This window comes from Enterobacter sp. JJBC (assembly GCF_036936505.1).
Classification (GTDB): domain Bacteria; phylum Pseudomonadota; class Gammaproteobacteria; order Enterobacterales; family Enterobacteriaceae; genus Enterobacter; species Enterobacter hormaechei_C.
Map to the genome: position 1 here is coordinate 217,789 of NZ_CP136935.1, position 23,176 is coordinate 240,964.

Below are 23,176 nucleotides of genomic sequence, written 5' to 3' on the forward strand. Positions count from 1 at the left end.
GTAAACATCTGGACGTCTAAATAACGAATTTCTACAAGGGGTATGCCATGACAATCCGCACTCACACTCTCGGTTTCCCTCGCGTTGGTCTGCGTCGCGAGCTGAAAAAAGCGCAAGAAAGCTACTGGGCGGGTAACGCCACCCGCGAAGAACTGCTGGCGGTGGGACGCGAGCTGCGCGCGCGTCACTGGGATCAGCAAAAACAGGCGGGCGTAGACCTGCTGCCGGTGGGCGATTTCGCCTGGTACGACCATGTTCTGACCACCAGCCTGCTGCTTGGCAACGTGCCGGCTCGTCATCAGAACAACGATGGATCGGTGGATATCGATACCCTGTTCCGCATCGGCCGTGGCCGCGCGCCAACGGGTGAGCCAGCGGCAGCGGCGGAAATGACCAAGTGGTTTAACACTAACTATCACTATATGGTGCCGGAGTTCGTTAAGGGCCAGCAGTTCAAACTGACCTGGACCCAGCTTCTGGATGAAGTGGACGAAGCGCTGGCGCTGGGTCACCAGGTGAAACCCGTGCTGCTGGGGCCGGTCACCTACCTGTGGCTGGGCAAAGTGAAAGGTGAGCAGTTCGACCGCCTCAGCCTGCTGAACGATATTCTGCCGGTTTATAAGCAGGTGCTGATTGAGCTGGGTAAGCGCGGTATTCAGTGGGTGCAAATCGATGAACCGGCGCTGGTGCTTGAGCTGCCGCAGGCGTGGCTGGATGCCTTCAAACCGGCGTATGACGCGCTCACGGGCCAGGTGAAGCTGCTGCTGACCACCTATTTCGAGGGCGTAACGCCTAACCTCGACACCATTACTGCGCTGCCGGTTCAGGGTCTGCACGTTGATCTCGTTCACGGCAAAGACGATGTGGCAGAGTTGCACAAGCGTCTGCCTGCGGAGTGGCTGCTCTCTGCCGGTCTGGTGAATGGTCGTAACGTCTGGCGTGCCGATCTCACCGAGAAATATGCACAAATTAAGGACATTGTCGGTAAACGTGAATTGTGGGTAGCCTCTTCCTGTTCCCTGCTGCACAGCCCGATCGACCTGAGCGTGGAGACCCGACTCGACCCTGAGGTGAAAAGCTGGTTTGCCTTTGCTCTGCAAAAGTGTGAGGAGCTGGCTCTGCTGCGCGACGCGCTAAACAGCGGCGACACGGCAGCGATTACCGACTGGAGCGCTCCGATCCAGGCGCGCCGTCACTCGACGCGCGTGCATAACCCTGTGGTGGAAAAACGTCTGGCGGCCATCACCGCCCGGGACAGCCAGCGCCAGAGCCCGTATGAAGTGCGCGCCGAAGCCCAGCGTGCGCGCTTTAACCTGCCCGCGTGGCCGACCACAACCATCGGCTCCTTCCCGCAGACTACCGAGATCCGCGGCCTGCGCCTGGACTTCAAAAAGGGCAATCTGGATGCGAATCACTACCGCACCGGCATTGCGGAACACATCAAACAGGCGATCGTCGAGCAGGAACGTCTGGGTCTGGACGTGCTGGTGCACGGCGAGGCCGAGCGTAACGATATGGTGGAATACTTCGGTGAACACCTGGACGGCTTTGTCTTTACCCAGAACGGCTGGGTGCAAAGCTACGGCTCCCGCTGCGTGAAGCCGCCGGTGGTGATCGGTGACGTCAGCCGCCCGGAAGCGATCACCGTGGAGTGGGCGAAGTATGCCCAGTCTCTGACCGACAAACCGGTAAAAGGCATGCTGACGGGGCCGGTGACCATTCTCTGCTGGTCGTTCCCGCGTGAAGATGTTTCCCGGGAAACCATCGCCAAACAGATCGCCCTGGCGCTGCGTGATGAAGTGGCGGATCTGGAAGCGGCGGGGATTGGCATCATTCAGATCGACGAACCGGCGCTGCGTGAAGGCTTGCCGCTGCGTCGCAGCGACTGGGATGCTTACTTACAGTGGGGCGTGGAGGCGTTCCGCCTCAACGCGGCCGTCGCGAAGGACGACACGCAGATCCACACCCACATGTGTTACTGCGAATTTAACGACATCATGGACTCCATTGCCGCGCTCGACGCCGATGTGATCACCATCGAGACCTCGCGTTCAGACATGGAGCTGCTGGAGTCGTTCGAAGAGTTCGACTACCCGAACGAAATCGGGCCGGGCGTGTATGACATTCACTCCCCTAACGTGCCGAGCGTGGAGTGGATTGAATCGCTGCTGCAAAAAGCGGCCCAGCGCATCCCGGCGGAACGTCTGTGGGTAAACCCGGACTGCGGCCTGAAAACCCGTGGCTGGCCTGAAACCCGCGCGGCGCTGGCGAACATGGTGCAGGCGGCGCAGAATTTGCGTCAGGCGTAGTGGTGCTGGATTGCCCGGTTGGCGTAGCCGCCACCGGGCTTTTGGTATTACGCTTTCTTCCCGCCGTACTGGCTGAACCACGCCAGCATTCTCTGCCAGCCATCTTTCGCGGATTCCGCGTGATAGCTCGGACGATAATCGGCATTAAACGCGTGTCCCGCATCCGGGTACACCACGATTTCGGCCTTCGCGTTTGCCGCCCGCAGCGCGTGGCGCATGGTCTCGACGGTATCAAGCGGAATGCCGGTATCCTGACCGCCATACAGCCCTAGCACCGGGGCATTTAAATCGGTGGCGATATCAACCGGATGTTTCGGCGAGTTCAGCGTCTTTTCGCCTACCAGTTTGCCGTACCAGGCCACGGCCGCTTTCAACTGCGGATTGTGCGCGGCATACAGCCAGCTAATGCGTCCACCCCAGCAGAAGCCGGTCACCATCAGACGGTGCGGGTCGCCACCGTTGCGCGCCGCCCAACTGGCAACGTGGTCGAGATCGGCCAGTACCTGCGCGTCCGGCACTTTGCTGGCCAGGTTGCTGAACAGCGTCGGGATGTCGCTGTAATCATTCGGATCGCCCTGACGGAAATAGAGTTCCGGCGCAACGGCCAGGTAACCTTCCAGCGCCAGACGGCGGCAGAGGTCGCGAATATGTTCATGAACGCCAAATATTTCCTGCACCACGATCACGATGGGCAGCGGGCCATCGGCAGATTTTGGCCGCGCGTGGTACGCTGGCATGTTCTCTCCCTGGGAGGGAATGGAGGTCTCGCCTGCGGTAATGGCTTCTTCAGGGGTTGAGACGATGGTTGAAGCGTGCGGGGCCGCAGCAGGTGCAAAACCGGTTTTTTCAGTCATGGCATTCTCCGTACCAATGAATGGATTAGCGCAAAGATAAATATAGACACCAGGTTAACAACCCACAGTGCCTTATAGCGTCTATCTTTTGTGCAGCACCCGGCGATATAACTTGTTAATGTGATGTGAATCACTATTTTATGGAAATTAACTGCAATCATTTTCATTCATGGTGAGGTGTGTCACGAAATAATGCACATTGCTTCTGTAAAGTACCGTTTTACTTCTTCTGACAAACCGACCCACAGAGGAGTCACCTATGTCTAAGTCTGATGTTTTTCATCTCGGCCTCACTAAAAACGATTTACAAGGGGCTACGCTTGCTATCGTCCCTGGCGATCCAGAGCGTGTGGAAAAGATCGCCGCGCTGATGGATAAGCCGGTTAAGCTGGCAGCGCATCGCGAATTCACCACCTGGCGCGCAGAGCTGGACGGTAAAGCGGTGATCGTGTGCTCTACCGGTATTGGTGGCCCGTCTACCTCTATCGCCGTTGAAGAGCTGGCGCAGCTGGGCATTCGTACTTTCCTGCGCATCGGCACCACAGGCGCCATTCAGCCGCACATCAACGTGGGCGACGTGCTGGTTACCACCGCATCCGTGCGTCTGGACGGGGCAAGCCTGCACTTTGCACCGATGGAATTCCCGGCAGTGGCTGATTTCGAATGCACCACCGCGCTGGTTGAAGCCGCGAAATCCGTGGGCGCCACCACCCACGTGGGCGTAACTGCCTCTTCCGATACCTTCTACCCGGGCCAGGAGCGTTACGACACCTTCTCTGGTCGCGTGGTGAGCCGTTTCAAAGGCTCCATGGAAGAGTGGCAGTCGATGGGCGTCATGAACTACGAAATGGAATCTGCGACGCTGCTGACCATGTGCGCGAGCCAGGGTCTGCGTGCCGGTATGGTGGCGGGCGTTATCGTCAACCGTACCCAACAGGAGATCCCGAACGCTGAAACCATGAAGCAGACTGAAAGCCATGCGGTGAAAATCGTGGTTGAAGCGGCGCGCCGCCTGATCTAATTCTCTCTTCAGTGCTAAAAGGCCGACATGCTCGGCCTTTTCTTTTTGCGTAACGCCTCGCAGGAAAACCCTTTCAAACTGGACGTTCATACAGCACAATTCTATTTTGTGCGGGTTAGACGTGGATGCAGGGGGCATTGTGGATATCTCAATCCTGGTTTATGCGGTAGTTGCGCTGGTGAGCGTGGGGATTGGCTGGCTCATTTCCGGCTACCAGCATGCGCAGCAGAAAGCCGAACAGCTGGCAGAGCGCGAAGAGATCGTCGCCGAACTCAGCGCAACGAAACAACAGCTTGCGCTGAGTGACCACTGGCGCGACGAGTGCGAACTGCTCAATAACGAACTGCGCAATCTGCGTGATATCAATACCTCGCTGGAGGCCGATCTCCGTGAAGTGACCACCCGTCTTGAGTCCACCCAACTGCACGCCGAAGACAAAATCCGTCAGATGATCAACAGCGAGCAGCGTCTTAGCGAGCAGTTTGAGAACCTCGCGAACCGCATTTTTGAGCACAGCAATCGCCGCGTGGATGAGCAGAACCGTCAGAGCCTGAACAGCCTGCTGACGCCCCTGCGTGAGCAGTTGGACGGCTTTCGACGTCAGGTACAGGACAGCTTTGGTCAGGAGGCCCGCGAGCGCCACACGCTGGCGCATGAAATTCGTAATCTCCAGCAGCTGAATGCGCAGATGGCGCAGGAGGCGGTTAACCTGACGCGCGCACTAAAAGGTGATAACAAAGCGCAGGGAAACTGGGGCGAAGTGGTCATGACGCGCGTGCTGGAGGCCTCTGGCCTGCGCGAAGGATACGAATACGAAACGCAGGTCAGCATTGAAAACGATGCGCGCTCGCGGATGCAGCCGGATGTCATTGTTCGTCTGCCACAGGGCAAAGATGTGGTTATCGACGCCAAAATGACGCTGGTGGCCTATGAGCGCTACTTCAACGCGGAAGATGACTACACCCGCGAAACAGCGTTGCAGGAGCACATCGCCTCCGTGCGTAACCATATCCGTCTGCTGGGCAGAAAAGATTATCAGCAGTTGCCGGGGCTGCGATCGCTGGATTATGTGCTGATGTTCATTCCGGTTGAGCCAGCCTTCCTGCTGGCGCTCGACAGACAGCCCGAACTGATCACCGAAGCGCTGAAAAATAACATTATGCTGGTCAGCCCCACCACGCTACTGGTGGCGTTACGTACCATTGCCAACCTGTGGCGCTATGAGCACCAAAGCCGTAACGCGCAGCAGATTGCCGATCGCGCCAGCAAGCTGTACGACAAAATGCGGCTGTTTGTGGACGATATGTCCTCGGTGGGGCAAAGCCTGGATCGCGCGCAGGATAACTACCGCCAGGCGATGAAAAAACTCTCCTCCGGGCGTGGCAATTTGCTGGCGCAGGCGGAGGCGTTTCGCAGCCTGGGGGTGGAAGTTAAACGCGAGATTAATCCGGAACTGGTGGAGCAGGCTACCGCTCAGGACGAAGAGTTTCGTCTGCGTGAAGGCGACGGTGAGCAAAATAGCCGCAATGAAGACAACGGTTTAGCGGCGAGTTTATCCCCCGAAGCGCAGCCGGCACGTTTCTTTCACGGTGGTTGAAACGTAGGGCAAATGCGCCCAATCTGTTACACTTCACGAACATTTGACTGATTAGCAGGCTCTGAGATGGTTGACGATTCACAAGACACAACGCACTTTGGCTTTCAGACTGTCGCCAAAGCGCAGAAAGCTGACATGGTGGCCCACGTATTTCATTCCGTGGCGGCGAAGTACGATGTGATGAATGATTTGATGTCATTCGGCATTCATCGCTTGTGGAAGCGCTTCACTATTGATTGCAGCGGCGTGCGCCGTGGACAAACGGTGCTGGATTTAGCCGGAGGCACAGGGGATCTGACCGCTAAATTCTCCCGTCTGGTTGGCGAAACCGGCCGCGTGGTGCTGGCGGATATCAACGACTCCATGCTGAAAATGGGACGCGAAAAGCTGCGTAACATCGGCGTGGTAGGCAACGTTGAATATGTTCAGGCCAACGCCGAAGCGCTGCCGTTCCCGGATAATACGTTCGACTGCATCACCATCTCTTTCGGTCTGCGTAACGTGACCGATAAAGATAAAGCGCTGCGCTCCATGTACCGCGTGCTGAAACCGGGCGGCCGACTGCTGGTTCTCGAGTTTTCTAAACCGATTATCGACCCGCTGAGCAAAGCTTACGATGCCTATTCCTTCCACGTTTTGCCGCGCATCGGCGAGCTGGTGGCAAACGATGCAGAAAGTTACCGTTATCTGGCCGAATCCATCCGAATGCACCCGGATCAGGACACGCTGAAAGCGATGATGCAGGATGCCGAGTTTGAAAACGTGGAATACTTCAATATGACGGCGGGTGTCGTCGCGCTGCATCGTGGTTACAAGTTCTGAGTGGAGGTTTCCCGTGCCCATTAAACCCTTAGTCACCGCAGGCATCGAGAATGTACTGAATGCCTTTCTGTATCGCGCTCCGGCGCTGAAAACCGCACGTCAGCGGCTTAACGGAAAGGTGCTGCGCATCGTGTTAAAGGAGTTCTCGACGCCGCTTGTGCTGGTCTTCAGCGAACGTCAGCTTGACGTTCTGGGGGAGTGGGAAGGCGAAGCTGATTGCTCGGTAATTACGCACATGAGCGTCTTACCAAAACTGCGTGACCGTCAGCAGATGACGGCGCTTATTCGCAGCGGTGAGCTGGAGGTCGAAGGCGATATTCAGGTGGTACAGAACTTCGTTGCACTCAGCGATCAGGCTGAATTCGACCCGGCGGAACTGCTGGCGCCCTATATCGGCGACATCGCGGCTGAAGGGATAAGCAAAACGCTGCGCACGGGTTCCGCTTTCCTGCGTAAAGGTCTGCTCCGTCAACAGCGCTATGCTGCCGAGGTGCTGACCGAAGAGTGGCGTATGGCGCCGGGGCCTTTAGAAGTCGCCTGGTTTGCAGAAGAGACCGCGGCAGTTGAGCGCGCAGTTGATGCGTTAACCAAACGGCTGGAAAAACTGGAGGGCAAATGACGCCTGGTGAAATTCGGCGCCTCTATTTTATCGTTCGCACCTTTTTGAGCTACGGGCTCGACGAGCTTATCCCCAGAATGCGTATCACTCTGCCGCTTCGGCTTTGGCGTCGCACGCTGTTCTGGATGCCGAATCGCCATAAGGATCAGGAGCTGGGCGCACGCCTGCGTCTTGCGTTGCAGGAGCTGGGACCGGTCTGGATCAAGTTTGGGCAGATGCTCTCAACACGTCGCGACCTTTTTCCACCGCAGATTGCCGATCAGCTCGCACTATTGCAGGATCGCGTCGCTCCGTTTGACGGAGAGAGAGCGAAGAAACAAATCGAAGAAGCGATGGGCAATATCCCCATCGAGACCTGGTTTGATGATTTCGATATTCAGCCTCTGGCCTCTGCCTCTATTGCGCAGGTTCATACTGCGCGCCTGAAGGAAAATGGCAAAGAGGTGGTCATTAAAGTGATTCGTCCGGATATCCTGCCGGTTATCAAAGCAGACATGAAGCTGATTTATCGCCTGGCTCGCTGGGTGCCGCGTCTGTTGCCGGATGGCCGCCGTCTGCGTCCGCTGGAAGTGGTACGGGAATACGAAAAAACGCTGATTGATGAGCTTAACCTGCTGCGTGAATCGGCGAACGCCATTCAGCTGCGTCGAAACTTTGAAGACAGCCCGATGCTGTATGTTCCTGAAGTCTATTCTGACTATTGCAGTCAGAACATGATGGTGATGGAACGTATCTACGGTATTCCGGTCTCGGACGTGACGGCGCTGGAAAAACAGGGCACCAACATGAAGTTGCTGGCCGAACGTGGCGTGCAGGTCTTCTTTACTCAGGTTTTCCGCGACAGCTTCTTCCATGCTGACATGCATCCGGGCAACATTTTTGTCAGCTATGAGCACCCGGAAGATCCTAAATACATCGGCATCGACTGCGGTATTGTCGGCTCGCTGAATAAAGAGGATAAGCGTTATCTCGCCGAGAACTTTATCGCTTTCTTCAATCGCGACTACCGTAAGGTGGCCGAGCTGCACGTGGATTCAGGCTGGGTTCCGCCAGATACCAACGTGGAAGAGTTTGAATTTGCGATCCGCACCGTCTGTGAGCCGATTTTTGAAAAGCCGCTCTCGGAGATCTCTTTCGGACACGTCCTGCTCAACCTGTTCAACACCGCACGCCGTTTCAATATGGAAGTGCAGCCACAATTAGTTTTACTTCAGAAAACATTACTTTACGTTGAGGGCGTAGGCCGCCAGCTCTATCCTCAGTTAGACTTGTGGAAAACCGCGAAACCGTTCCTCGAATCCTGGATTAAGGATCAGGTCGGTATTCCAGCCCTGGTTCGCTCGCTTAAAGAGAAAGGCCCGTTCTGGATTGAAAAAATGCCTGAAATTCCTGAACTGGTTTACGACAGTTTGCGTCAGAGCAAGAACCTTCAGCACAGCATGGATAAAATCGCGCACGAGCTTCAATCCAGTCGCGTGCGTCAGGGGCAGTCCCGCTATCTCTTCGGAATTGGCGCGACGCTGCTGATAAGCGGCACGTTGCTGTTGATCAATCGTCCGGACTGGGAAATGATGCCAGCCTGGATTATGGCTGCCGGTGTGGTTGTCTGGCTTGCTGGCTGGCGAAAAACGCGCTGAATTAGCGTCGCTATCGAGAGATTGCATACGTATAATGCGATCTGACTAATTAATCATCTATCACTGGGGAACACGCATGGGTGGTATCAGTATCTGGCAGTTAGTGATCATTGCCGTCATCGTTGTGCTGCTGTTTGGCACGAAAAAACTCGGATCGATTGGTTCCGACCTGGGCGCGTCAATCAAAGGCTTCAAGAAAGCCATGAGCGATGATGAGAATAAGCAGGAAAAAACCAGTCAGGATGCTGATTTTACCGCTAAATCCATCGCCGATAAGCAGGACGAAGCCAAAAAGGAAGAGGCTAAACGTCACGATAAAGAGCAGGTGTAATTCGTGTTCGACATTGGTTTTGGTGAGTTACTGCTGGTCTTTGTGATTGGTCTGATTGTGTTGGGGCCGCAGCGTTTACCCGTTGCGGTGAAAACCGTCGTGGGCTGGGTGCGGGCACTTCGCTCGCTGGCAACTACCGTGCAGAACGAGCTGGCACAGGAGCTGAAGCTTCAGGAATTTCAGGACAGCCTGAAAAAGGTTGAAAAGGCGAGCATGGATAACCTGACGCCGGAGCTGAAAGCATCAATGGATGAGTTACGCGAAGCGGCTGAATCCATGAAGCGCTCATACAGCATTAACGATCCTGAGAAGGCGAGCGATGAAGCAAACACCATCCATAATCCGGTGGTGAAGGGCAGCGAAGAGCAGCGCGAGGGTGTGACGCCTTCCAGCGCGGAGCATCAGGCCGCTTCGCCAGAGCAATCGCCGCAGGAGCCCGAAGTGAAAAAGCAGGTGCCGCCGGAAGAGCTCGTGGTCAAAACGGCTGAAGTAAAACCCGCCGCGCCTGTTTCCGAATCATCCCCCTCGTCGAGTGATAAAGCGTAAACATGGCAGTAGATGATACTCAACCGCTGATTGCGCACCTCATTGAGCTGCGTAAGCGCCTGTTAAACTGCATTATTGCGGTTTTCCTCATTTTTTTATGTCTGGTCTATTTCGCCAACGATATCTATCAGGTGGTTTCCGCGCCGCTGATTAAACAGATGCCGCTGGGCGCGACGATGATTGCAACGGACGTTGCTTCACCGTTCTTTACCCCCATCAAGCTGACCTTCTGGGTATCGTTGATTGCATCTGCACCGGTCATTTTGTATCAGGTCTGGGCATTTGTGGCGCCCGCGCTGTACAGGCATGAACGCAAGCTGGTTATTCCGCTGCTGGTGTCCAGTTCGCTGCTGTTTTACATCGGCATGGCGTTCGCCTACTTCGTTGTCTTCCCGCTGGCCTTTGGCTTCCTGACGCATACCGCGCCGGAAGGGGTACAGGTTTCGACGGACATCGCCAGCTACCTCAGCTTCGTGATGGCGCTGTTTATGGCCTTTGGTGTCGCCTTCGAGGTGCCCGTAGCGATTGTCCTGCTCTGCTGGGTAGGGGTGACCACGCCTGACGATCTGCGTAAGAAGCGCCCGTACATCCTGGTGGGGGCATTTGTTGTAGGTATGCTGTTAACGCCACCGGACGTCTTCTCGCAAACCTTACTGGCGATACCGATGTACTGCCTGTTTGAAGTCGGCGTGTTCTTCGCTCGTTTCTACGTCGGAAAGGGGCGTACCCGGGACGAAGAAGACGAGCCGTCTGAAGAGACTACTAAAGAATAAAACCAACCGCCCGTCAGGGCGGTTGTCATATGGGGATACGTATGTTTGATATCGGGCTTAACCTCACCAGCGCCCAGTTTGCGAAAGACCACGATGAGGTGGTGGCGCGCGCCTTTGCCGCCGGCGTGAACGGGCTGTTACTGACGGGAACAAATCTGCATGAGAGTGAGCAGGCACGGCAGCTGGCGCAACGCTATCAACACTGCTGGTCCACCGCAGGCGTGCATCCTCATGACAGCAGCCAGTGGACGCATGAAAGCGCTGAGGCGCTTCATCGTCTGGCACAAACGCCAGAAGTGGTTGCCATTGGCGAATGCGGGCTTGATTTCAACCGTAACTTCTCGACGCCTGAAGAGCAGGAGAAGGCATTTACCGCCCAGCTTGCGCTGGCAGCAGAGCTGGAGATGCCGGTGTTTATGCACTGTCGCGATGCGCATGAACGTTTTCTGGCGCTGCTGGAACCCTGGCTGGAGAAGCTGCCCGGTGCGGTGTTGCACTGCTTTACGGGCTCCCGTCAGGAAGCGCTGGATTGCCTGAACCGCGGGCTTTATTTGGGTATCACGGGCTGGGTCTGCGATGAGCGTCGTGGGCTGGAACTGCGTGAGCTGTTACCCGTTATCCCGGCCGATCGTTTGCTGCTGGAAACGGATGCGCCGTATCTGTTGCCCCGTGATATGCAGCCCAAACCGCCATCACGACGTAATGAACCGGCCTACCTGGGGCATATTGCTGAGCGAGTGGCGCACTGGCGGGGAGAAGATGCGCAGTGGCTGGCAGCACAAACCGATGATAACGTGCGTCGTCTGTTCGGCGTGCAGTTCTAAACTTTGCGGAAATCGGTGTTTTTCACGCTCTGCAACACCTCTTTGTTCAGCAGGTTGAGCAGCAGCATGGAGCGCGCTTCACCGTCCGGCTCAGCGAAGATGGCCTGTAAGCCTTCAAAGGCGCCTTCGGTGATCACCACGCTGTCGCCAGCATAAGGGGTTTCCGGATCGGTAATATCTTCAGGCTGCTGGTAGACAGAAAGCTGATGAATAACCGATGACGGTACTCTTGCCGGATGGGCGCCAAAACGCACAAAATGGCTGACGCCGCGTGTGGCACTGATCGTCGTGGTGTGGATCACTTCGGGGTCGAATTCGACGAACAGGTAATTCGGGAACAGAGGCTCACTGACGGTCGTGCGTCTTCCACGCTGCATTTTTTCAAGCGTGATCACGGGTGTCAGGCAGTTCACAGACTGACGTTCAAGATGTTCCTGCGCGCGCTGAAGTTGCCCGCGTTTGCAATACAGTAAATACCAGGCCTGCATAATCACTCTTCCCATTGTTCGGGGCGCAAGCATACCAAAACCCTGGCGGGATCGCTAAGGTGATTATAATGGCGAAAAAGAGAGTAAGTCGTGGAAGTTCACGCTAATTTAACAAAATTACAGCATCACGCGGTCTTACGCCGTATAATGAAGCGCTTACAGAGAGGCCATGATTAACTGCATGAAATACCACGATCTACGCGACTTCCTGGCGCTGCTGGAAAAGCAGGGCGAACTCAAACGCATTACGCTTCCTGTTGATCCGTATCTGGAAATGACAGAAATCGCTGACCGCACCCTGCGCGCGGGCGGCCCGGCGTTGCTGTTTGAAAACCCAAAAGGCTACACCATGCCGGTGCTGTGCAACCTGTTTGGCACACCTCGCCGCGTGGCGCTGGGGATGGGGCAGGAAGATGTCACGGCGTTACGTGAAGTGGGCAAACTGCTGGCCTTTCTGAAAGAGCCGGAGCCGCCAAAAGGGTTCCGCGACCTGTTCGACAAACTGCCGCAGTTTAAGCAGGTGTTGAATATGCCCACCAAACGCCTGCGCGGTGCGCCGTGCCAGCAAAAAGTGCTGGAAGGCGATGCGGTGGATCTGACCAAAATTCCCATCATGCAGTGCTGGCCTGAAGATGCCGCACCGCTGATCACCTGGGGCCTCACCGTGACGCGTGGGCCGCATAAAGAGCGTCAAAACCTCGGCATTTACCGCCAGCAGCTGATTGGCAAAAATAAGCTCATCATGCGCTGGTTGTCCCATCGCGGCGGGGCGCTGGATTTCCAGGAGTGGTGCGCGGCCCATCCGGGCGAACGCTTCCCGGTTTCCGTCGCGCTGGGTGCCGATCCGGCAACCATCCTGGGCGCGGTGACGCCTGTTCCTGATACGCTGTCTGAATATGCCTTTGCAGGACTGCTGCGCGGCACCAAAACCGAAGTGGTGAAGTGCATCTCCAATGACCTGGAAGTACCGGCCAGCGCAGAGATTGTGCTGGAAGGTTACATTGAACAGGGCGAGCTGGCACCCGAAGGGCCGTACGGCGACCACACCGGCTATTACAACGAAGTGGATAACTTTCCGGTGTTCACCGTCACCCACATTACCCAGCGTGAAGATGCCATCTATCACTCCACCTATACCGGCCGTCCACCCGACGAACCGGCGGTACTGGGCGTGGCGCTGAACGAAGTGTTCGTGCCGATCCTGCAAAAGCAGTTCCCGGAAATCGTTGATTTTTATCTGCCGCCGGAAGGGTGTTCGTATCGCCTGGCGGTGGTGACGATGAAGAAGCAGTATGCCGGTCACGCTAAGCGCGTGATGATGGGCGTATGGTCTTTCCTGCGCCAATTTATGTATACCAAGTTTGTGATTGTCTGCGATGATGACGTCAATGCCCGCGACTGGAATGACGTTATCTGGGCCATCACCACGCGTATGGATCCGGCGCGTGATACGGTGTTAGTGGAAAACACGCCGATTGATTACCTGGATTTTGCCTCGCCGGTTTCCGGACTTGGCTCAAAAATGGGACTGGATGCCACGAACAAATGGCCTGGCGAAACCGACCGTGAATGGGGTCGCCCGATCGAAAAAGATCCTGCCGTGACCGCGCGAATTGACGCGATCTGGGACGAGCTGGCCATAATGAATAACGGTAAGGCAGAATAAGACCGTTTAGCCCTATAGACTTCCCGACAGAGAGAGCGAATGACAACCTTAAGCTGTAAAGTGACGTCGGTAGATGCTATTACCGACACCGTATATCGCGTCCGTTTGGTTCCTGAAGCGGCATTCTCATTCCGTGCCGGTCAGTACCTGATGGTCGTGATGGACGAGCGTGATAAGCGTCCTTTCTCTATGGCCTCAACGCCAGCAGAGAAGGAATTTATTGAGCTGCATATTGGTGCGTCTGAGCTTAACCTGTACGCGATGGCCGTGATGGACCGCATCCTGAAAGAGCGTGAAATCGTGGTCGATATTCCTCATGGCGAGGCCTGGCTGCGTGAAGACGAAGACCGTCCGCTGATCCTGATTGCCGGTGGCACGGGCTTCTCCTATGTCCGCTCTATTCTGCTGACGGCGCTGGCGCGTAATCCAAATCGCGATATCACCATCTACTGGGGCGGCCGTGAAGAGAAGCACCTTTACGATCTGTCTGAGCTGGAGGCGCTGAGCGTAAATCATCCAAACCTGCGCATTGAGCCGGTTGTCGAGCAGCCGGAAGAGGGCTGGCGCGGGCGCAGCGGTACGGTGCTGACTGCGGTATTGCAGGATCACGGGACGCTGGCCGGGCACGATATCTACATTGCCGGTCGCTTTGAAATGGCAAAAATTGCCCGCGACCTGTTCTGCAACGAGCGTGACGCGCGGGAAGATCGTCTGTTTGGCGATGCGTTTGCGTTTATCTGATTGAGAGACCCGCTTCGGCGGGTTTTTTATGCTCGGGCAATAGCCTGGTGAAAATTTAACCTTGAAATGGGCGGCGCATTGCCGTTATTCTTGTTCCCGTTAAATTTCGCCCTCAGGAGCGCCCCCCAAAAATGAACAAACACTACTGATGAATTTCGATCCTTGCTCAACGCATCGCGTCGGCAGGGGATGTTTTGATTTCATTCAGGAGTGCTTATGGCTCATTTTGCGCAGTCCCCCTCTTTTATTTTGCATCAGGTCACCTGTCAGTTTGCGACGGGCGATATCCTTTTTGGTCCACTGAATCTTTCTCTGGATGCGTCAGTGTGCGCGCTGGTTGGCCGCAACGGCAGCGGTAAAACACGCCTTCTCCGGTTGCTGGCAGGAGTTGATGAACCCGCCAGCGGTCATATTGAACGCTTTGGTACACACGTCTACGTGGCGCAGCAGCAGGATATTTCTGCGGATACCACGCTTGCCGAACTGCTTGGTTACGACGCGATCTTTGCGGCGCGCACGCGCATCGACAGCGGTCATTATGAACCCGACGATCTCGACACGCTCGACGGTTATTGGGATCTGGCTGAACGGCTGAGCCAGGCTTTTATCGCTGCAAAACTTCCCCCTTTTGACCCGAGTAAACGCGCGGCAGAGTTGAGCGGTGGCGAGCGCATTCGTGCCTTGCTGTGCAGCGCATTCACCGCGGATGCTGACTACCTGCTGCTGGACGAACCGACCAACCACCTCGACAGGCAAGGCCGCAAGTGGTTCTACGAGCAGCTTTCCAGGTATCAGGGCGGGGTGCTGGTGGCCTCTCACGACCGTGAGTTGCTGGCCCAGGTACCGCGAATCCTTGAACTGAGCGCGTTGGGCTTGCGCAGCTACGGTGGGAATTATGCTGACTATCGAACCCAGCGTGATGCTGAACAGCTGGCTGCCCGCGCCGCGCTGGAGCATGCTGCCACCGAGCGCAAGCGTACCCGCGCCCGTATGCATAAAGAGCATGACGACAGCCTGCGGCGTTCAGCCAAAACGCTTCGCACGGTCGACAGCCTTAACATCGCCTCGTTTGAACGGGTCAAATACAAAGGGGCGGCGAAAGAGCGTATTGGTTCCTGGAAAAAACAGCATAGCGATCAAAACCATGCTTTGAACGCTGCGGTCAACCAGGCACGCGAGCGGGTTGAAGAGGATAATGCGGTGATGTTTACCCTGCCGGGCAGTGAAATCCCGGAAGGGAAACAGGTGCTGGTGCTGGAAGAACTGGTGCTTCCGCACGTGCCTGTCCCACCGATAAACTGGCGAATGGATGGCCCGATGCGCGTGGCGCTACGCGGGCCGAACGGCTGTGGAAAATCCACGCTGTTGAAAGTGATGTTGGGCGAAACCGCCCCTGTTACGGGAATCTGTAAGGTCTCTGTCAGGTGTGCTTATCTCGATCAGCATCTTTCCCGGCTGGATCTGTCGCAGTCGGTGATGACTCACCTTAGCCTGGGCAATACGCCGCTCGAAGAGGGGGCGCTGCGTACCCGTTTAGCGCAGCTTCAACTGGGCGCAGAGAAAGTGACACTACCACTGGCCGAACTGAGTGGCGGCGAGCGCCTGAAGGCCGCGCTGGCCTGCGTATTGTGGCGTGAAGCGGCAACGCAGCTGTTGCTTCTGGATGAGCCGACCAACCATCTTGATCTGGCCTCTGTTCAGGCCATTGAAGCGGCCCTGGCCGATTATCCCGGCGCGCTGCTGGTGGTGTCGCACGATGAAGCTTTTCTGGCAGGGCTGAAGCTGACGCATGAACTGGTGTGGGAAGAGACGGGATGGCGATGTGAAAGCCTGTAAACACAAGCCCCCGCAAGGGCGGGGGCAAACAAACTTTATCAGGCTAACTGCTTGCGAAGGTCAGGGTTTGCCTGGATCAGGCGCATAAGCTTTAGCTCGGCTGGGGTAGGTTTTTCACGTTTTGACTCCCACTCCAGCACCATTGCTACGCTGACACCCATCGCTCTTGCGAATTCATCTGTTTTCAGGCCCGATCCTTTGCGTAAACGCTCAAATTCACTAAAAGGATTGGACTTTTGATTCAGGGTAACAGTCGGCGGTACATCTTTAAAAATAATCTGTTCCAGGCTGCTCAGCAGCTCAAACTCAGGATCTTTTAATTCCATTGAGAACTCCTCATAAATCACACATCGGGATCATGAACATCAGAGAGCCTGTTAAGAATAGTCCCTAAACCAGACACAGGATCGTCACGGCTGTGATTAATTGTGCGATAACGATCGCTTTACACGTTTCAGCTATATGGATAGTTATGCTAATTACCTGATTAGTCATATGTAGGGATGCACAGGTATTTTTTTGTAAATAGTCAGTACAAAAACGGGAATACCCGTTTTGCATGAAAACTCTATCTTGCAAGGCTGACCTGGACTATCCTTGTCAGCGTTGGGCACGCGTGTGCCGGTGTGCGCTTTTTGGGTGAAAGGAGTAATAAAATGGCGACAGGAAAGTCCTGCTCTCGCTGGTTTGCGCCTATTGCGGCGTTATTGATGGTTGTTAGCCTGAGTGGGTGTTTCGATAAAGAAGGCGATCAGCGCAAAGCGTTTATCGATTTTCTACAGAATACAGTGATGCGTAGCGGCGAGCGTTTACCAACGCTGACTGCGGATCAGAAAAAACAGTTTGGTCCATTCGTGTCGGATTACGCCATTTTGTATGGCTATTCACAGCAGGTAAGCCAGGCGATGGATTCCGGTCTTCGCCCGGTAGTGGATAGCGTGAATGCCATCCGTGTTCCACAGGATTATATGACCCAGCGCGAACCGCTACGCCAGTCAAATGGCGCGCTTGGGGTACTGAGCCAGCAGCTGCAAAATGCCAAAATGCAGGCTGATGCGTCGCGTTCCGCGTTGAAGCAGGGCGAGGATCTTAAACCGGTCTATGACCAGGTGTATGAGAAAGTCGTGACCAAGCCGTCAAACGCTTTGCAACCGCTGATCCCGGCGGCGCAGGTCTTTACTCAGCAGTTGGTTCAGGTGGGTGACTTTATTAGTGAACAAGGTACGCAGGTGAGCTTTGTCTCTAACGGTATCCAGTTCCCGACCTCCCAGCAGGCGAGCCAGTATAACGCGCTGATCGGTCCGCTCGCGTCCCAGCATCAGGCCTTTAGCCAGGCCTGGAGCGCAGCGGTCGCTGCTACGGAATAAGAAAACCCCCGCTTCGGCGGGGTTTTTTTTATGCTTGATGAAAATAACGCTTGTCATTCATCTACCACATCGGTATAACTATGTTCGTCGGTTTGTTACACAGACCTAAAGCAGTTTAGTAAAGCAGTCCAGATTGTTATCCATAGATACCCTTCGTAGTGACCCTTCCTTCATCGCTTAAAAATCTGTAACGCAATCCATCAAGCCGGAAGGCACAATATATTTGTTAATAAGGTAATTTCTATGTCTGCTAAAATGACTGGTCTGGTAAAATGGTTCAACGCTGATAAAGGTTTCGGCTTCATCACTCCTGACGATGGCTCTAAAGACGTGTTCGTACACTTCTCTGCTATCCAGAACGATGGCTACAAATCTCTGGATGAAGGTCAGAAAGTTTCCTTCACCATCGAAAGCGGCGCTAAAGGCCCAGCAGCTGGTAACGTTGTAAGCCTGTAAGCTTCCAGCCCAGTAGCACTAAATTCAAAAACCCGCCTTCTGGCGGGTTTTTTCGTTTCTACTGTTGTATCTGCGGGTTAACGCAGTTCTTATCCACTTTACCGCCGAGCGCGGCAATCAGGTTATCCACGGCGGTCGCCGCCATGTTGTAGCGTGTTTCATGAGTCGCAGAGCCGATGTGGGGCAGGGCGACAACGTTCGGCATGGTCAGTAGCGGAGAATCCACCGGCAGCGGCTCTTGTTCAAACACGTCCAGACCAGCGGCGTGGATCTCACCGTTTTGCAGTGCCTCAATCAGCGCCTTCTCATCGACCACCGGACCACGACCCGCGTTGATGAAAATGGCCGATTTCTTCATCTTTTCAAACGCCGCTTTGCCGATGAGATGACGCGTTTCATCCGTCAGCGGCAGGATCAGGCAGACAAAGTCGGCTTCCCGCAACAGCGTATCAAGCTCGCAATAAAGGGCGTTGAAACGTTCTTCAGCTTCACTGTGGTGACGGCGCGCGTTATACAGAATGGGCATGTTGAAGCCAAAATGCGCGCGCTGTGCCAGCGCCAGACCGATACGGCCCATCCCAACAATCCCCAGCGTTTTGCCATGAACGTCCACGCCGAACCAGTCCGGGCCAATGCTTTTGGTCCATTCGCCCGCTTTCACGCGCTCGGCCACTTCCACTACACGACGGGCGGTGCTAAGCACCAGCGCCATCAGCGTGTCGGCGACGGTTTCCGTCAGGGCATGGGGCGTGTGCATCAGCAGGATGTTGCGCGCGTTTAGCGCATCCACGTCGAAATTGTCGTATCCCACCGAAACGGTTGAGGTAGCACGAAGCTTCGGCATTTTCTCCAGCAGCGCTGCATCCACCTTTTCGCTCGAACCCAGCAGGCCCTCGGCGCTGGCAAACGCGTCGGCGTGCTGTGCCACGGTTTCCGGGCTGAGGTTCTTTACCCGGGTAACGGTAAAGTGTTCCTCCAGGCGTTTTTGCAGATCTTCAGGCAGTGCTTTGTACAAAATGACGGACGGCTTCATGCTAATCTCCGTTGATTTTAAAAGGATTCAGGCGTGGCGTGCGCCGACGGGTAGCTGTTGATTATTAGCAGGCTTAACAATCAGAGTAAGCCATACCGAGGCAAAAAGCGCCACCCCCATAAAGATGTAAGAGGCCGACGGGCTGCCGGTGGCACCGTTAAGATAGCCCACAAACCACGAGCCAAAGAACGAACCCAGCGCACCCATACTGTTGATCAACGCCATCGCGCCCCCTGCGACGTTACGCGGCAGCATTTCCGGGATGATGGCAAAGAACGGACCATACGGGGCATACATGGCCGCACCCGCGATCACCAGCAGCGTATACGAAGCCCAGAAGTGGTTTGCGCCTACGGCCCAGGAGCCAATGAAGGCAAAAGCAGCGATCAGCAGCAGTGGCCAGACGAACAGCTTACGGTTTTGCAGCTTGTCCGATGCCCAGGAGACGATAATCATCGCGATGGTCGCAGCCAGGTAAGGCACCGATGACAGCCAGCCCACTTCCACCATGCCAAGGTTTTCACCGCCGCTGCGGATAATCGACGGTAGCCACAGCACAAAGCCGTACACGCCAATACTCCAGGTAAAATACTGTGCGCACAGCAGAATAACGTTCCGGGAGCGGAAGGCTTCGCCGTAGTTACGCACCGCTTTAAGCCCTTGCTGCTCTTTATCCAGCTGCGCCTGGAGTGCGGCTTTTTCGTCTTCAGAAAGCCATTTCGCCTGGGCTGGCTTATCTTTCACCAGCACCCACCAGCAGAAGGCCCAGATAATCGCGGGAACGCCTTCGATGATGAACATCTCGCGCCAGCCGAAGGACTGGATCAGATAGCCGGAAACCACCGACATCCACAGCACGGTGACCGGGTTACCGAGTATCAGGAACGTATTAGCACGTGAACGCTCCGATTTTGTGAACCAGTTGCTGATGTAAATCAGCATTGCTGGCATGACGGCCGCCTCAACCACGCCGAGAATAAAGCGAATAGCCGCCAGAGCAGGAATGTTATTCACCACGCCAGTAAGCGACGCACAGGCACCCCATAAGATCAGGCAGATGAAAATGAGCTTTCGCACGCTGCGGCGTTCAGCGTAAATCGCGCCGGGGATCTGGAAGAAGAAATACCCCAGGAAGAAGAGGGCGCCCAGCAGGGACGAGACCCCTTTGGTGATCCCGAGGTCTTCGTTGATCCCGGCGGCGGATGCGAAACTGAAGTTGGCACGATCCAGGTACGCCAGGCTGTACGTGATAAACACGATTGGCATGATGTACCACCAGCGTTTTACTGCATTGGTCGAACTGTTCATAGGCTTGCCTCTGTTGTTGAGGTTGTTGCCGCCGTTGTCTGTAGGGTACACGGTGGCTTAATTATCTGGTGCGGATTGCTGCCCTCACCCTGGTCCTCTCTCACGGGGAGAGGGAATTTAGACGCCGAGCTCTGCTCGTGTTGGTAATCCTTCGCTGTCGCCCTGCACCTGAATCGCCAGCGAACCAATTTTGTTGCCTCGCGCCACGGCCTGCGACAGCGGTTTGCCCTCCAGCAGGGCGCTGATGACCCCGACGGCAAACCCATCGCCCGCGCCCACGGTATCGACCACGTTGTCGACTTTTACCGCAGCGACAGCGCCTTGCTCACCGTCGGCAGTTTTAAACCATGCGCCGTCGGCACCGGTTTTCAGCACCACGGCTTTTACCCCTCTGTTGAGGTAAAAATCAGCAATGCCTTCGGGCGTGCTTTCGCCAGTGAGGATCATTCCCTCTTTTATGCCCGGCAGAACCCAGTCCGCCTGAAACGCCAGTCGGTTGAGTTTCTCAGCCATCTCCGCTTCGCTTTTCCACAGTACCGGGCGCAGGTTCGGATCAAAGGAGATCGTTTTGCCCTGCGCTTTCATTGCCGAAGCCGCGTGATCGAGTAAATCGTACGAGCTGGCCGAGAGCGCCGCCGCCACGCCGCTCAGGTGCAGGTGGCGCGCGGAGGAGAAATACGCGGCGTGATAATCATCCACGGAGAGATGGCTTGCCGCTGAGCCTTTGCGGAAATACTCCACGATGGGATCGGTTCCATTTTCAACTTTAGATTTCAGCTGAAAGCCCGTCGGGAAGCGTCCGTCGAGCGTGACGCCTGCGGCATCAATGCCCTCTTTTTTCAGCGAGTCGAGAACGAAATGGCCAAAGCTGTCATTGCCCACGCGGCTCACCCAGCCGACATTCAGCCCCAGCCTCGCAAGGCCGGTAGCGACATTCAATTCGGCGCCTGCCACGCGTTTGATAAAGTGCTCCACTGCGCTCAGTTCGCCCGTTTCGGTGGCGACAAACATCGCCATGGCCTCGCCGATAGTGATAACGTCCAGCGTCTTGTGCATGGTTTACTCCTCGCGCAGCAGGTTGACGTAATGGCGGGTGACGGCGGTGAGATCCGTCCCTTCGAGCGGAAATTCGATACCGCGCGGCGCGTCGGCAGGCAGTTGATTAAGCAGATCCCGCCAGCGAGAATCGGTCTGATCCGGCGCGACGGCGCGGAACTGCGCCTTATGCGGGACTGCGGCCTTCACATGAATATAGCTCACGGCGGGAGCCAGCTGTCGTGCAGCCTCTTCCGGGGAGTCGCCAACCCACAGCCAGTTGCCCATATCGAACGTCAGTGTGACCGGCAGCGCCATTACCCGGCAGGCGGCTTTGAAGCGCTGCATCGGCGCGAGCTGCCCGCAGTCGGTCTGGTCGTTTTCCACCACCAGCGTCATGCCGCTTTCATCCAGCAGTGCGCGCAGGGCTTCAAGCGGTTGTTTGTCGCTGAAATGACCCAGCGAAACTTTAAGCCACAGCGCGTTCAGTGCGCTGGCTTCGCTAAGGTAGCGCGGAAGATCCGGGTTGAGGGTTCCATCGGGCATAAACAGGGGGGCCGGGGCGGAGTAGCACGCCAGTAAACCCAGCAGTTCAATGGACTCGCCCAGCGCAGGCAGGGCCATTAACTCGTCGTGGCTGAAGAGCTCTCGGCGGATTTCAACGCCATCAGCTCCTGCGCCGGCAATAACGGGAAGCATTGCCCGTTGACCGCCTGCCTGTCGCACCTGATCCGCACCATACGCGGCGGTGACCACCATAATTTTCCTGCTCATTTCCTGACTCCAGAGCGTAATCGATAGTATTACGCTAGATGGAACCGGTTCCAAAGAAAAGATCGGGATGCTGAATTTATGATCGCTGTCACGAAGGGGAAATTAACGGGCAGTAGAGCCGCGAACGATCAGCTCGCCAGAAAAAACCTGCTCGCGTACGGCGTCGCGGGTGCCTTCAATGCGGCGAACCACTTGTTCAACCGCGGCATAGCCGATCTGCCAGGTGGGTTGTTTGAGGGTGGTAATGCCTACGCCAGCAAGTTCAGCCCACTCCAGTTCATCAAAGCCGAGCAAGCCGATGTCGCTGCCCCAGTGCAGGCCAATGCGTTTAAGCGAGCGGGCAACCTGAAGCGTCAGCGCCCCGTTAGCGGAGATCACCGCCTTACGCATTCCCCGATGGCGGGTATGGAACTGGCGCAGGGTATTATCCAGCTGTCCGGCTTCATGGAGGGGGATTTCAGCATTTTCGGCGATCACACCGGGATAACGCGCCAGCGTGGCGCGAAATGCAGCCAGGCGGTCGCGGCGGGTGTTAACCATACCCAGCGGTTCGCTCAGGAACAGAATGGCTTCGAAACCCTGTTCAATCAGGTGCTCGGTGGCAGTGGTGGCCGCCTGGGTGTTATCCAGTCCGACCACATCGCAGGCAAATTCCGGGATTTTGCGGTCAATAAGCACCATCGGGAGAGACGATTGTTGCAGACGATTTAGCCCCTCTTCGCGCATCCCGACGGCATTGACCACGATCCCTTCCACCTGATAGCTGCGCAGCAGATCGAGGTAATGCAACTCCTGATCAACTTCGTTATTGGTGTTACAGACCAGCGGGGTAAAGCCTTTTTCCCGGCACGCCGCTTCGATGCCGCTGAGTACGTTAACGGAGTAGGGGTTAGTGATATCGGCGATGATAAGCCCAATCAGGCGGGTGCGACCCCGCTTGAGGCCGCGCGCCATCAGGCTGGGACGGTAGTCGAGATCGGCAATGGCTTGTTCGATCCGCGCCAGCAGCGCATCGGACAGCAGGTGTTTCTCGCCGTTGAGGTAGCGTGAAATGCTGGTTTTACCGGTTTTGGCGGCTTTCGCCACGTCGCTGATGGTGGCCCGGGTTGGTTTGATCATCGCTGATTTCCCTGAATTTA

The 23,176-nt window shown here is 55.9% G+C and carries 23 protein-coding genes; 15 read left to right on the forward strand and 8 right to left on the reverse strand.

The features are described 5' to 3' along the window. The first annotated feature begins 47 nt into the window (after window positions 1–47). The gene (gene metE, locus RY075_RS01080) at window positions 48–2,309 is read left to right on the forward strand and encodes a 5-methyltetrahydropteroyltriglutamate--homocysteine S-methyltransferase (protein ID WP_023315188.1); all 2,262 of its coding nucleotides are present in this window, start codon (window positions 48–50) and stop codon (window positions 2,307–2,309) included. Between the two features lie 47 nt (window positions 2,310–2,356). On the opposite strand, the gene RY075_RS01085 is transcribed toward metE, so the two are convergent. Further along, on the reverse strand, window positions 2,357–3,163 hold the full coding sequence (locus RY075_RS01085) for a dienelactone hydrolase family protein (protein WP_302378227.1): 807 nt from the start codon (window positions 3,161–3,163) through the stop codon (window positions 2,357–2,359). 259 nt (window positions 3,164–3,422) lie between these two features. Between RY075_RS01085 and udp the strand changes: the two genes are divergently transcribed. The 9 genes from udp to tatD all read left to right on the forward strand — a co-directional run bounded on the left by udp (window position 3,423) and on the right by tatD (window position 11,333). Continuing rightward, window positions 3,423–4,184: a uridine phosphorylase gene (gene udp, locus RY075_RS01090; protein WP_003860792.1), complete on the forward strand. Its 762-nt coding sequence runs from the start codon at window positions 3,423–3,425 to the stop codon at window positions 4,182–4,184. Window positions 4,185–4,323: 139 nt separating this feature from the next. Next, window positions 4,324–5,781: a DNA recombination protein RmuC gene (rmuC, locus tag RY075_RS01095; protein ID WP_023315189.1), complete on the forward strand. Its 1,458-nt coding sequence runs from the start codon at window positions 4,324–4,326 to the stop codon at window positions 5,779–5,781. A 66-nt stretch (window positions 5,782–5,847) separates the two neighbouring features. Then, a complete protein-coding gene (gene ubiE / locus RY075_RS01100) occupies window positions 5,848–6,603 on the forward strand; it encodes a bifunctional demethylmenaquinone methyltransferase/2-methoxy-6-polyprenyl-1,4-benzoquinol methylase UbiE (RefSeq protein ID WP_003860790.1) in 756 nt (251 codons plus the stop codon). A 13-nt stretch (window positions 6,604–6,616) separates the two neighbouring features. Next, the gene (gene ubiJ, locus RY075_RS01105) at window positions 6,617–7,222 is read left to right on the forward strand and encodes a ubiquinone biosynthesis protein UbiJ (protein ID WP_003860788.1); all 606 of its coding nucleotides are present in this window, start codon (window positions 6,617–6,619) and stop codon (window positions 7,220–7,222) included. Further along, window positions 7,219–8,859: a ubiquinone biosynthesis regulatory protein kinase UbiB gene (gene ubiB, locus RY075_RS01110; RefSeq protein WP_022650180.1), complete on the forward strand. Its 1,641-nt coding sequence runs from the start codon at window positions 7,219–7,221 to the stop codon at window positions 8,857–8,859. The genes ubiJ and ubiB overlap by 4 nt, the downstream gene beginning before the upstream one ends. Window positions 8,860–8,935: 76 nt before the next feature. Further along, window positions 8,936–9,190, forward strand: coding sequence for a Sec-independent protein translocase subunit TatA (gene tatA / locus RY075_RS01115; RefSeq protein ID WP_003860787.1), 255 nt, complete (start codon window positions 8,936–8,938; stop codon window positions 9,188–9,190). A gap of 3 nt (window positions 9,191–9,193) precedes the next feature. Further along, window positions 9,194–9,736, forward strand: a complete 543-nt coding sequence (gene tatB / locus RY075_RS01120) for a Sec-independent protein translocase protein TatB (protein WP_048241557.1) — start codon at window positions 9,194–9,196, stop codon at window positions 9,734–9,736. A 2-nt stretch (window positions 9,737–9,738) separates the two neighbouring features. Beyond that, window positions 9,739–10,509, forward strand: coding sequence for a Sec-independent protein translocase subunit TatC (gene tatC, locus RY075_RS01125; RefSeq protein WP_023315191.1), 771 nt, complete (start codon window positions 9,739–9,741; stop codon window positions 10,507–10,509). 41 nt (window positions 10,510–10,550) lie between these two features. Continuing rightward, the gene (gene tatD / locus RY075_RS01130; RefSeq protein ID WP_047653587.1) at window positions 10,551–11,333 is read left to right on the forward strand and encodes a 3'-5' ssDNA/RNA exonuclease TatD; all 783 of its coding nucleotides are present in this window, start codon (window positions 10,551–10,553) and stop codon (window positions 11,331–11,333) included. Here the strand turns inward: tatD and rfaH are convergent. Further along, window positions 11,330–11,821 (reverse strand): transcription/translation regulatory transformer protein RfaH, encoded by a 492-nt coding sequence (gene rfaH / locus RY075_RS01135; protein WP_003860779.1) that lies wholly within the window; start codon window positions 11,819–11,821, stop codon window positions 11,330–11,332. The two genes, tatD and rfaH, sit on opposite strands and share 4 nt — an antisense overlap. A 169-nt stretch (window positions 11,822–11,990) precedes the next feature. Here rfaH and ubiD point away from each other — a divergent pair, with 169 nt between their 5' ends. From ubiD to RY075_RS01150, 3 genes are all read left to right on the forward strand, one after another. Continuing rightward, window positions 11,991–13,487, forward strand: a complete 1,497-nt coding sequence (ubiD, locus tag RY075_RS01140; RefSeq protein WP_022650184.1) for a 4-hydroxy-3-polyprenylbenzoate decarboxylase — start codon at window positions 11,991–11,993, stop codon at window positions 13,485–13,487. A 39-nt stretch (window positions 13,488–13,526) separates the two neighbouring features. After that, the gene (gene fre / locus RY075_RS01145) at window positions 13,527–14,228 is read left to right on the forward strand and encodes an NAD(P)H-flavin reductase (RefSeq protein ID WP_003860778.1); all 702 of its coding nucleotides are present in this window, start codon (window positions 13,527–13,529) and stop codon (window positions 14,226–14,228) included. Between the two features lie 216 nt (window positions 14,229–14,444). Beyond that, window positions 14,445–16,064 (forward strand): ABC-F family ATP-binding cassette domain-containing protein, encoded by a 1,620-nt coding sequence (locus tag RY075_RS01150; RefSeq protein ID WP_032608226.1) that lies wholly within the window; start codon window positions 14,445–14,447, stop codon window positions 16,062–16,064. Window positions 16,065–16,102: 38 nt separating this feature from the next. Here the strand turns inward: RY075_RS01150 and RY075_RS01155 are convergent, their stop codons facing one another. Continuing rightward, a complete protein-coding gene (locus RY075_RS01155; protein WP_003860776.1) occupies window positions 16,103–16,390 on the reverse strand; it encodes an HTH-type transcriptional regulator in 288 nt (95 codons plus the stop codon). Window positions 16,391–16,720: 330 nt separating this feature from the next. Here RY075_RS01155 and RY075_RS01160 point away from each other — a divergent pair, with 330 nt between their 5' ends. Both RY075_RS01160 and cspA read left to right on the forward strand, forming a co-directional pair. Then, on the forward strand, window positions 16,721–17,431 hold the full coding sequence (locus RY075_RS01160; RefSeq protein ID WP_045332942.1) for a DUF3053 domain-containing protein: 711 nt from the start codon (window positions 16,721–16,723) through the stop codon (window positions 17,429–17,431). 243 nt (window positions 17,432–17,674) lie between these two features. Continuing rightward, window positions 17,675–17,887, forward strand: a complete 213-nt coding sequence (cspA, locus tag RY075_RS01165) for an RNA chaperone/antiterminator CspA (protein WP_003860775.1) — start codon at window positions 17,675–17,677, stop codon at window positions 17,885–17,887. 58 nt (window positions 17,888–17,945) lie between these two features. On the opposite strand, the gene ghrB is transcribed toward cspA, so the two are convergent. From ghrB to RY075_RS01190, 5 genes are all read right to left on the reverse strand, one after another. Next, a complete protein-coding gene (gene ghrB, locus RY075_RS01170; protein ID WP_023315194.1) occupies window positions 17,946–18,920 on the reverse strand; it encodes a glyoxylate/hydroxypyruvate reductase GhrB in 975 nt (324 codons plus the stop codon). Window positions 18,921–18,947: 27 nt separating this feature from the next. Further along, a complete protein-coding gene (locus RY075_RS01175; protein ID WP_001089079.1) occupies window positions 18,948–20,228 on the reverse strand; it encodes an MFS transporter in 1,281 nt (426 codons plus the stop codon). 117 nt (window positions 20,229–20,345) lie between these two features. After that, window positions 20,346–21,284, reverse strand: coding sequence for a sugar kinase (locus tag RY075_RS01180; protein WP_023315195.1), 939 nt, complete (start codon window positions 21,282–21,284; stop codon window positions 20,346–20,348). Window positions 21,285–21,287: 3 nt separating this feature from the next. After that, window positions 21,288–22,037, reverse strand: coding sequence for a sugar phosphate isomerase/epimerase (locus RY075_RS01185; protein WP_032608229.1), 750 nt, complete (start codon window positions 22,035–22,037; stop codon window positions 21,288–21,290). Window positions 22,038–22,139: 102 nt separating this feature from the next. Continuing rightward, window positions 22,140–23,156 (reverse strand): LacI family DNA-binding transcriptional regulator, encoded by a 1,017-nt coding sequence (locus RY075_RS01190; protein WP_015569988.1) that lies wholly within the window; start codon window positions 23,154–23,156, stop codon window positions 22,140–22,142. Window positions 23,157–23,176: the final 20 nt, after the last annotated feature.

Bases quoted from the DNA above. Each gene is read 5' to 3' on its own strand.
- RY075_RS01085 (WP_302378227.1), bottom strand. From the start codon at position 3,163: ATGACTGAAAAAACCGGTTTTGCACCTGCTGCGGCCCCGCACGCTTCA.
- RY075_RS01155 (WP_003860776.1), bottom strand. From the start codon at position 16,390: ATGGAATTAAAAGATCCTGAGTTTGAGCTGCTGAGCAGCCTGGAACAG.
- tatA (WP_003860787.1), top strand. From the start codon at position 8,936: ATGGGTGGTATCAGTATCTGGCAGTTAGTGATCATTGCCGTCATCGTT.
- udp (WP_003860792.1), top strand. From the start codon at position 3,423: ATGTCTAAGTCTGATGTTTTTCATCTCGGCCTCACTAAAAACGATTTA.
- tatD (WP_047653587.1), top strand. From the start codon at position 10,551: ATGTTTGATATCGGGCTTAACCTCACCAGCGCCCAGTTTGCGAAAGAC.
- RY075_RS01150 (WP_032608226.1), top strand. From the start codon at position 14,445: ATGGCTCATTTTGCGCAGTCCCCCTCTTTTATTTTGCATCAGGTCACC.
- rfaH (WP_003860779.1), bottom strand. From the start codon at position 11,821: ATGCAGGCCTGGTATTTACTGTATTGCAAACGCGGGCAACTTCAGCGC.
- ubiE (WP_003860790.1), top strand. From the start codon at position 5,848: ATGGTTGACGATTCACAAGACACAACGCACTTTGGCTTTCAGACTGTC.
- ubiD (WP_022650184.1), top strand. From the start codon at position 11,991: ATGATTAACTGCATGAAATACCACGATCTACGCGACTTCCTGGCGCTG.
- RY075_RS01185 (WP_032608229.1), bottom strand. From the start codon at position 22,037: ATGAGCAGGAAAATTATGGTGGTCACCGCCGCGTATGGTGCGGATCAG.
- RY075_RS01160 (WP_045332942.1), top strand. From the start codon at position 16,721: ATGGCGACAGGAAAGTCCTGCTCTCGCTGGTTTGCGCCTATTGCGGCG.
- RY075_RS01180 (WP_023315195.1), bottom strand. From the start codon at position 21,284: ATGCACAAGACGCTGGACGTTATCACTATCGGCGAGGCCATGGCGATG.
- fre (WP_003860778.1), top strand. From the start codon at position 13,527: ATGACAACCTTAAGCTGTAAAGTGACGTCGGTAGATGCTATTACCGAC.
- RY075_RS01190 (WP_015569988.1), bottom strand. From the start codon at position 23,156: ATGATCAAACCAACCCGGGCCACCATCAGCGACGTGGCGAAAGCCGCC.
- ubiB (WP_022650180.1), top strand. From the start codon at position 7,219: ATGACGCCTGGTGAAATTCGGCGCCTCTATTTTATCGTTCGCACCTTT.
- metE (WP_023315188.1), top strand. From the start codon at position 48: ATGACAATCCGCACTCACACTCTCGGTTTCCCTCGCGTTGGTCTGCGT.
- ghrB (WP_023315194.1), bottom strand. From the start codon at position 18,920: ATGAAGCCGTCCGTCATTTTGTACAAAGCACTGCCTGAAGATCTGCAA.
- RY075_RS01175 (WP_001089079.1), bottom strand. From the start codon at position 20,228: ATGAACAGTTCGACCAATGCAGTAAAACGCTGGTGGTACATCATGCCA.
- tatC (WP_023315191.1), top strand. From the start codon at position 9,739: ATGGCAGTAGATGATACTCAACCGCTGATTGCGCACCTCATTGAGCTG.
- cspA (WP_003860775.1), top strand. From the start codon at position 17,675: ATGTCTGCTAAAATGACTGGTCTGGTAAAATGGTTCAACGCTGATAAA.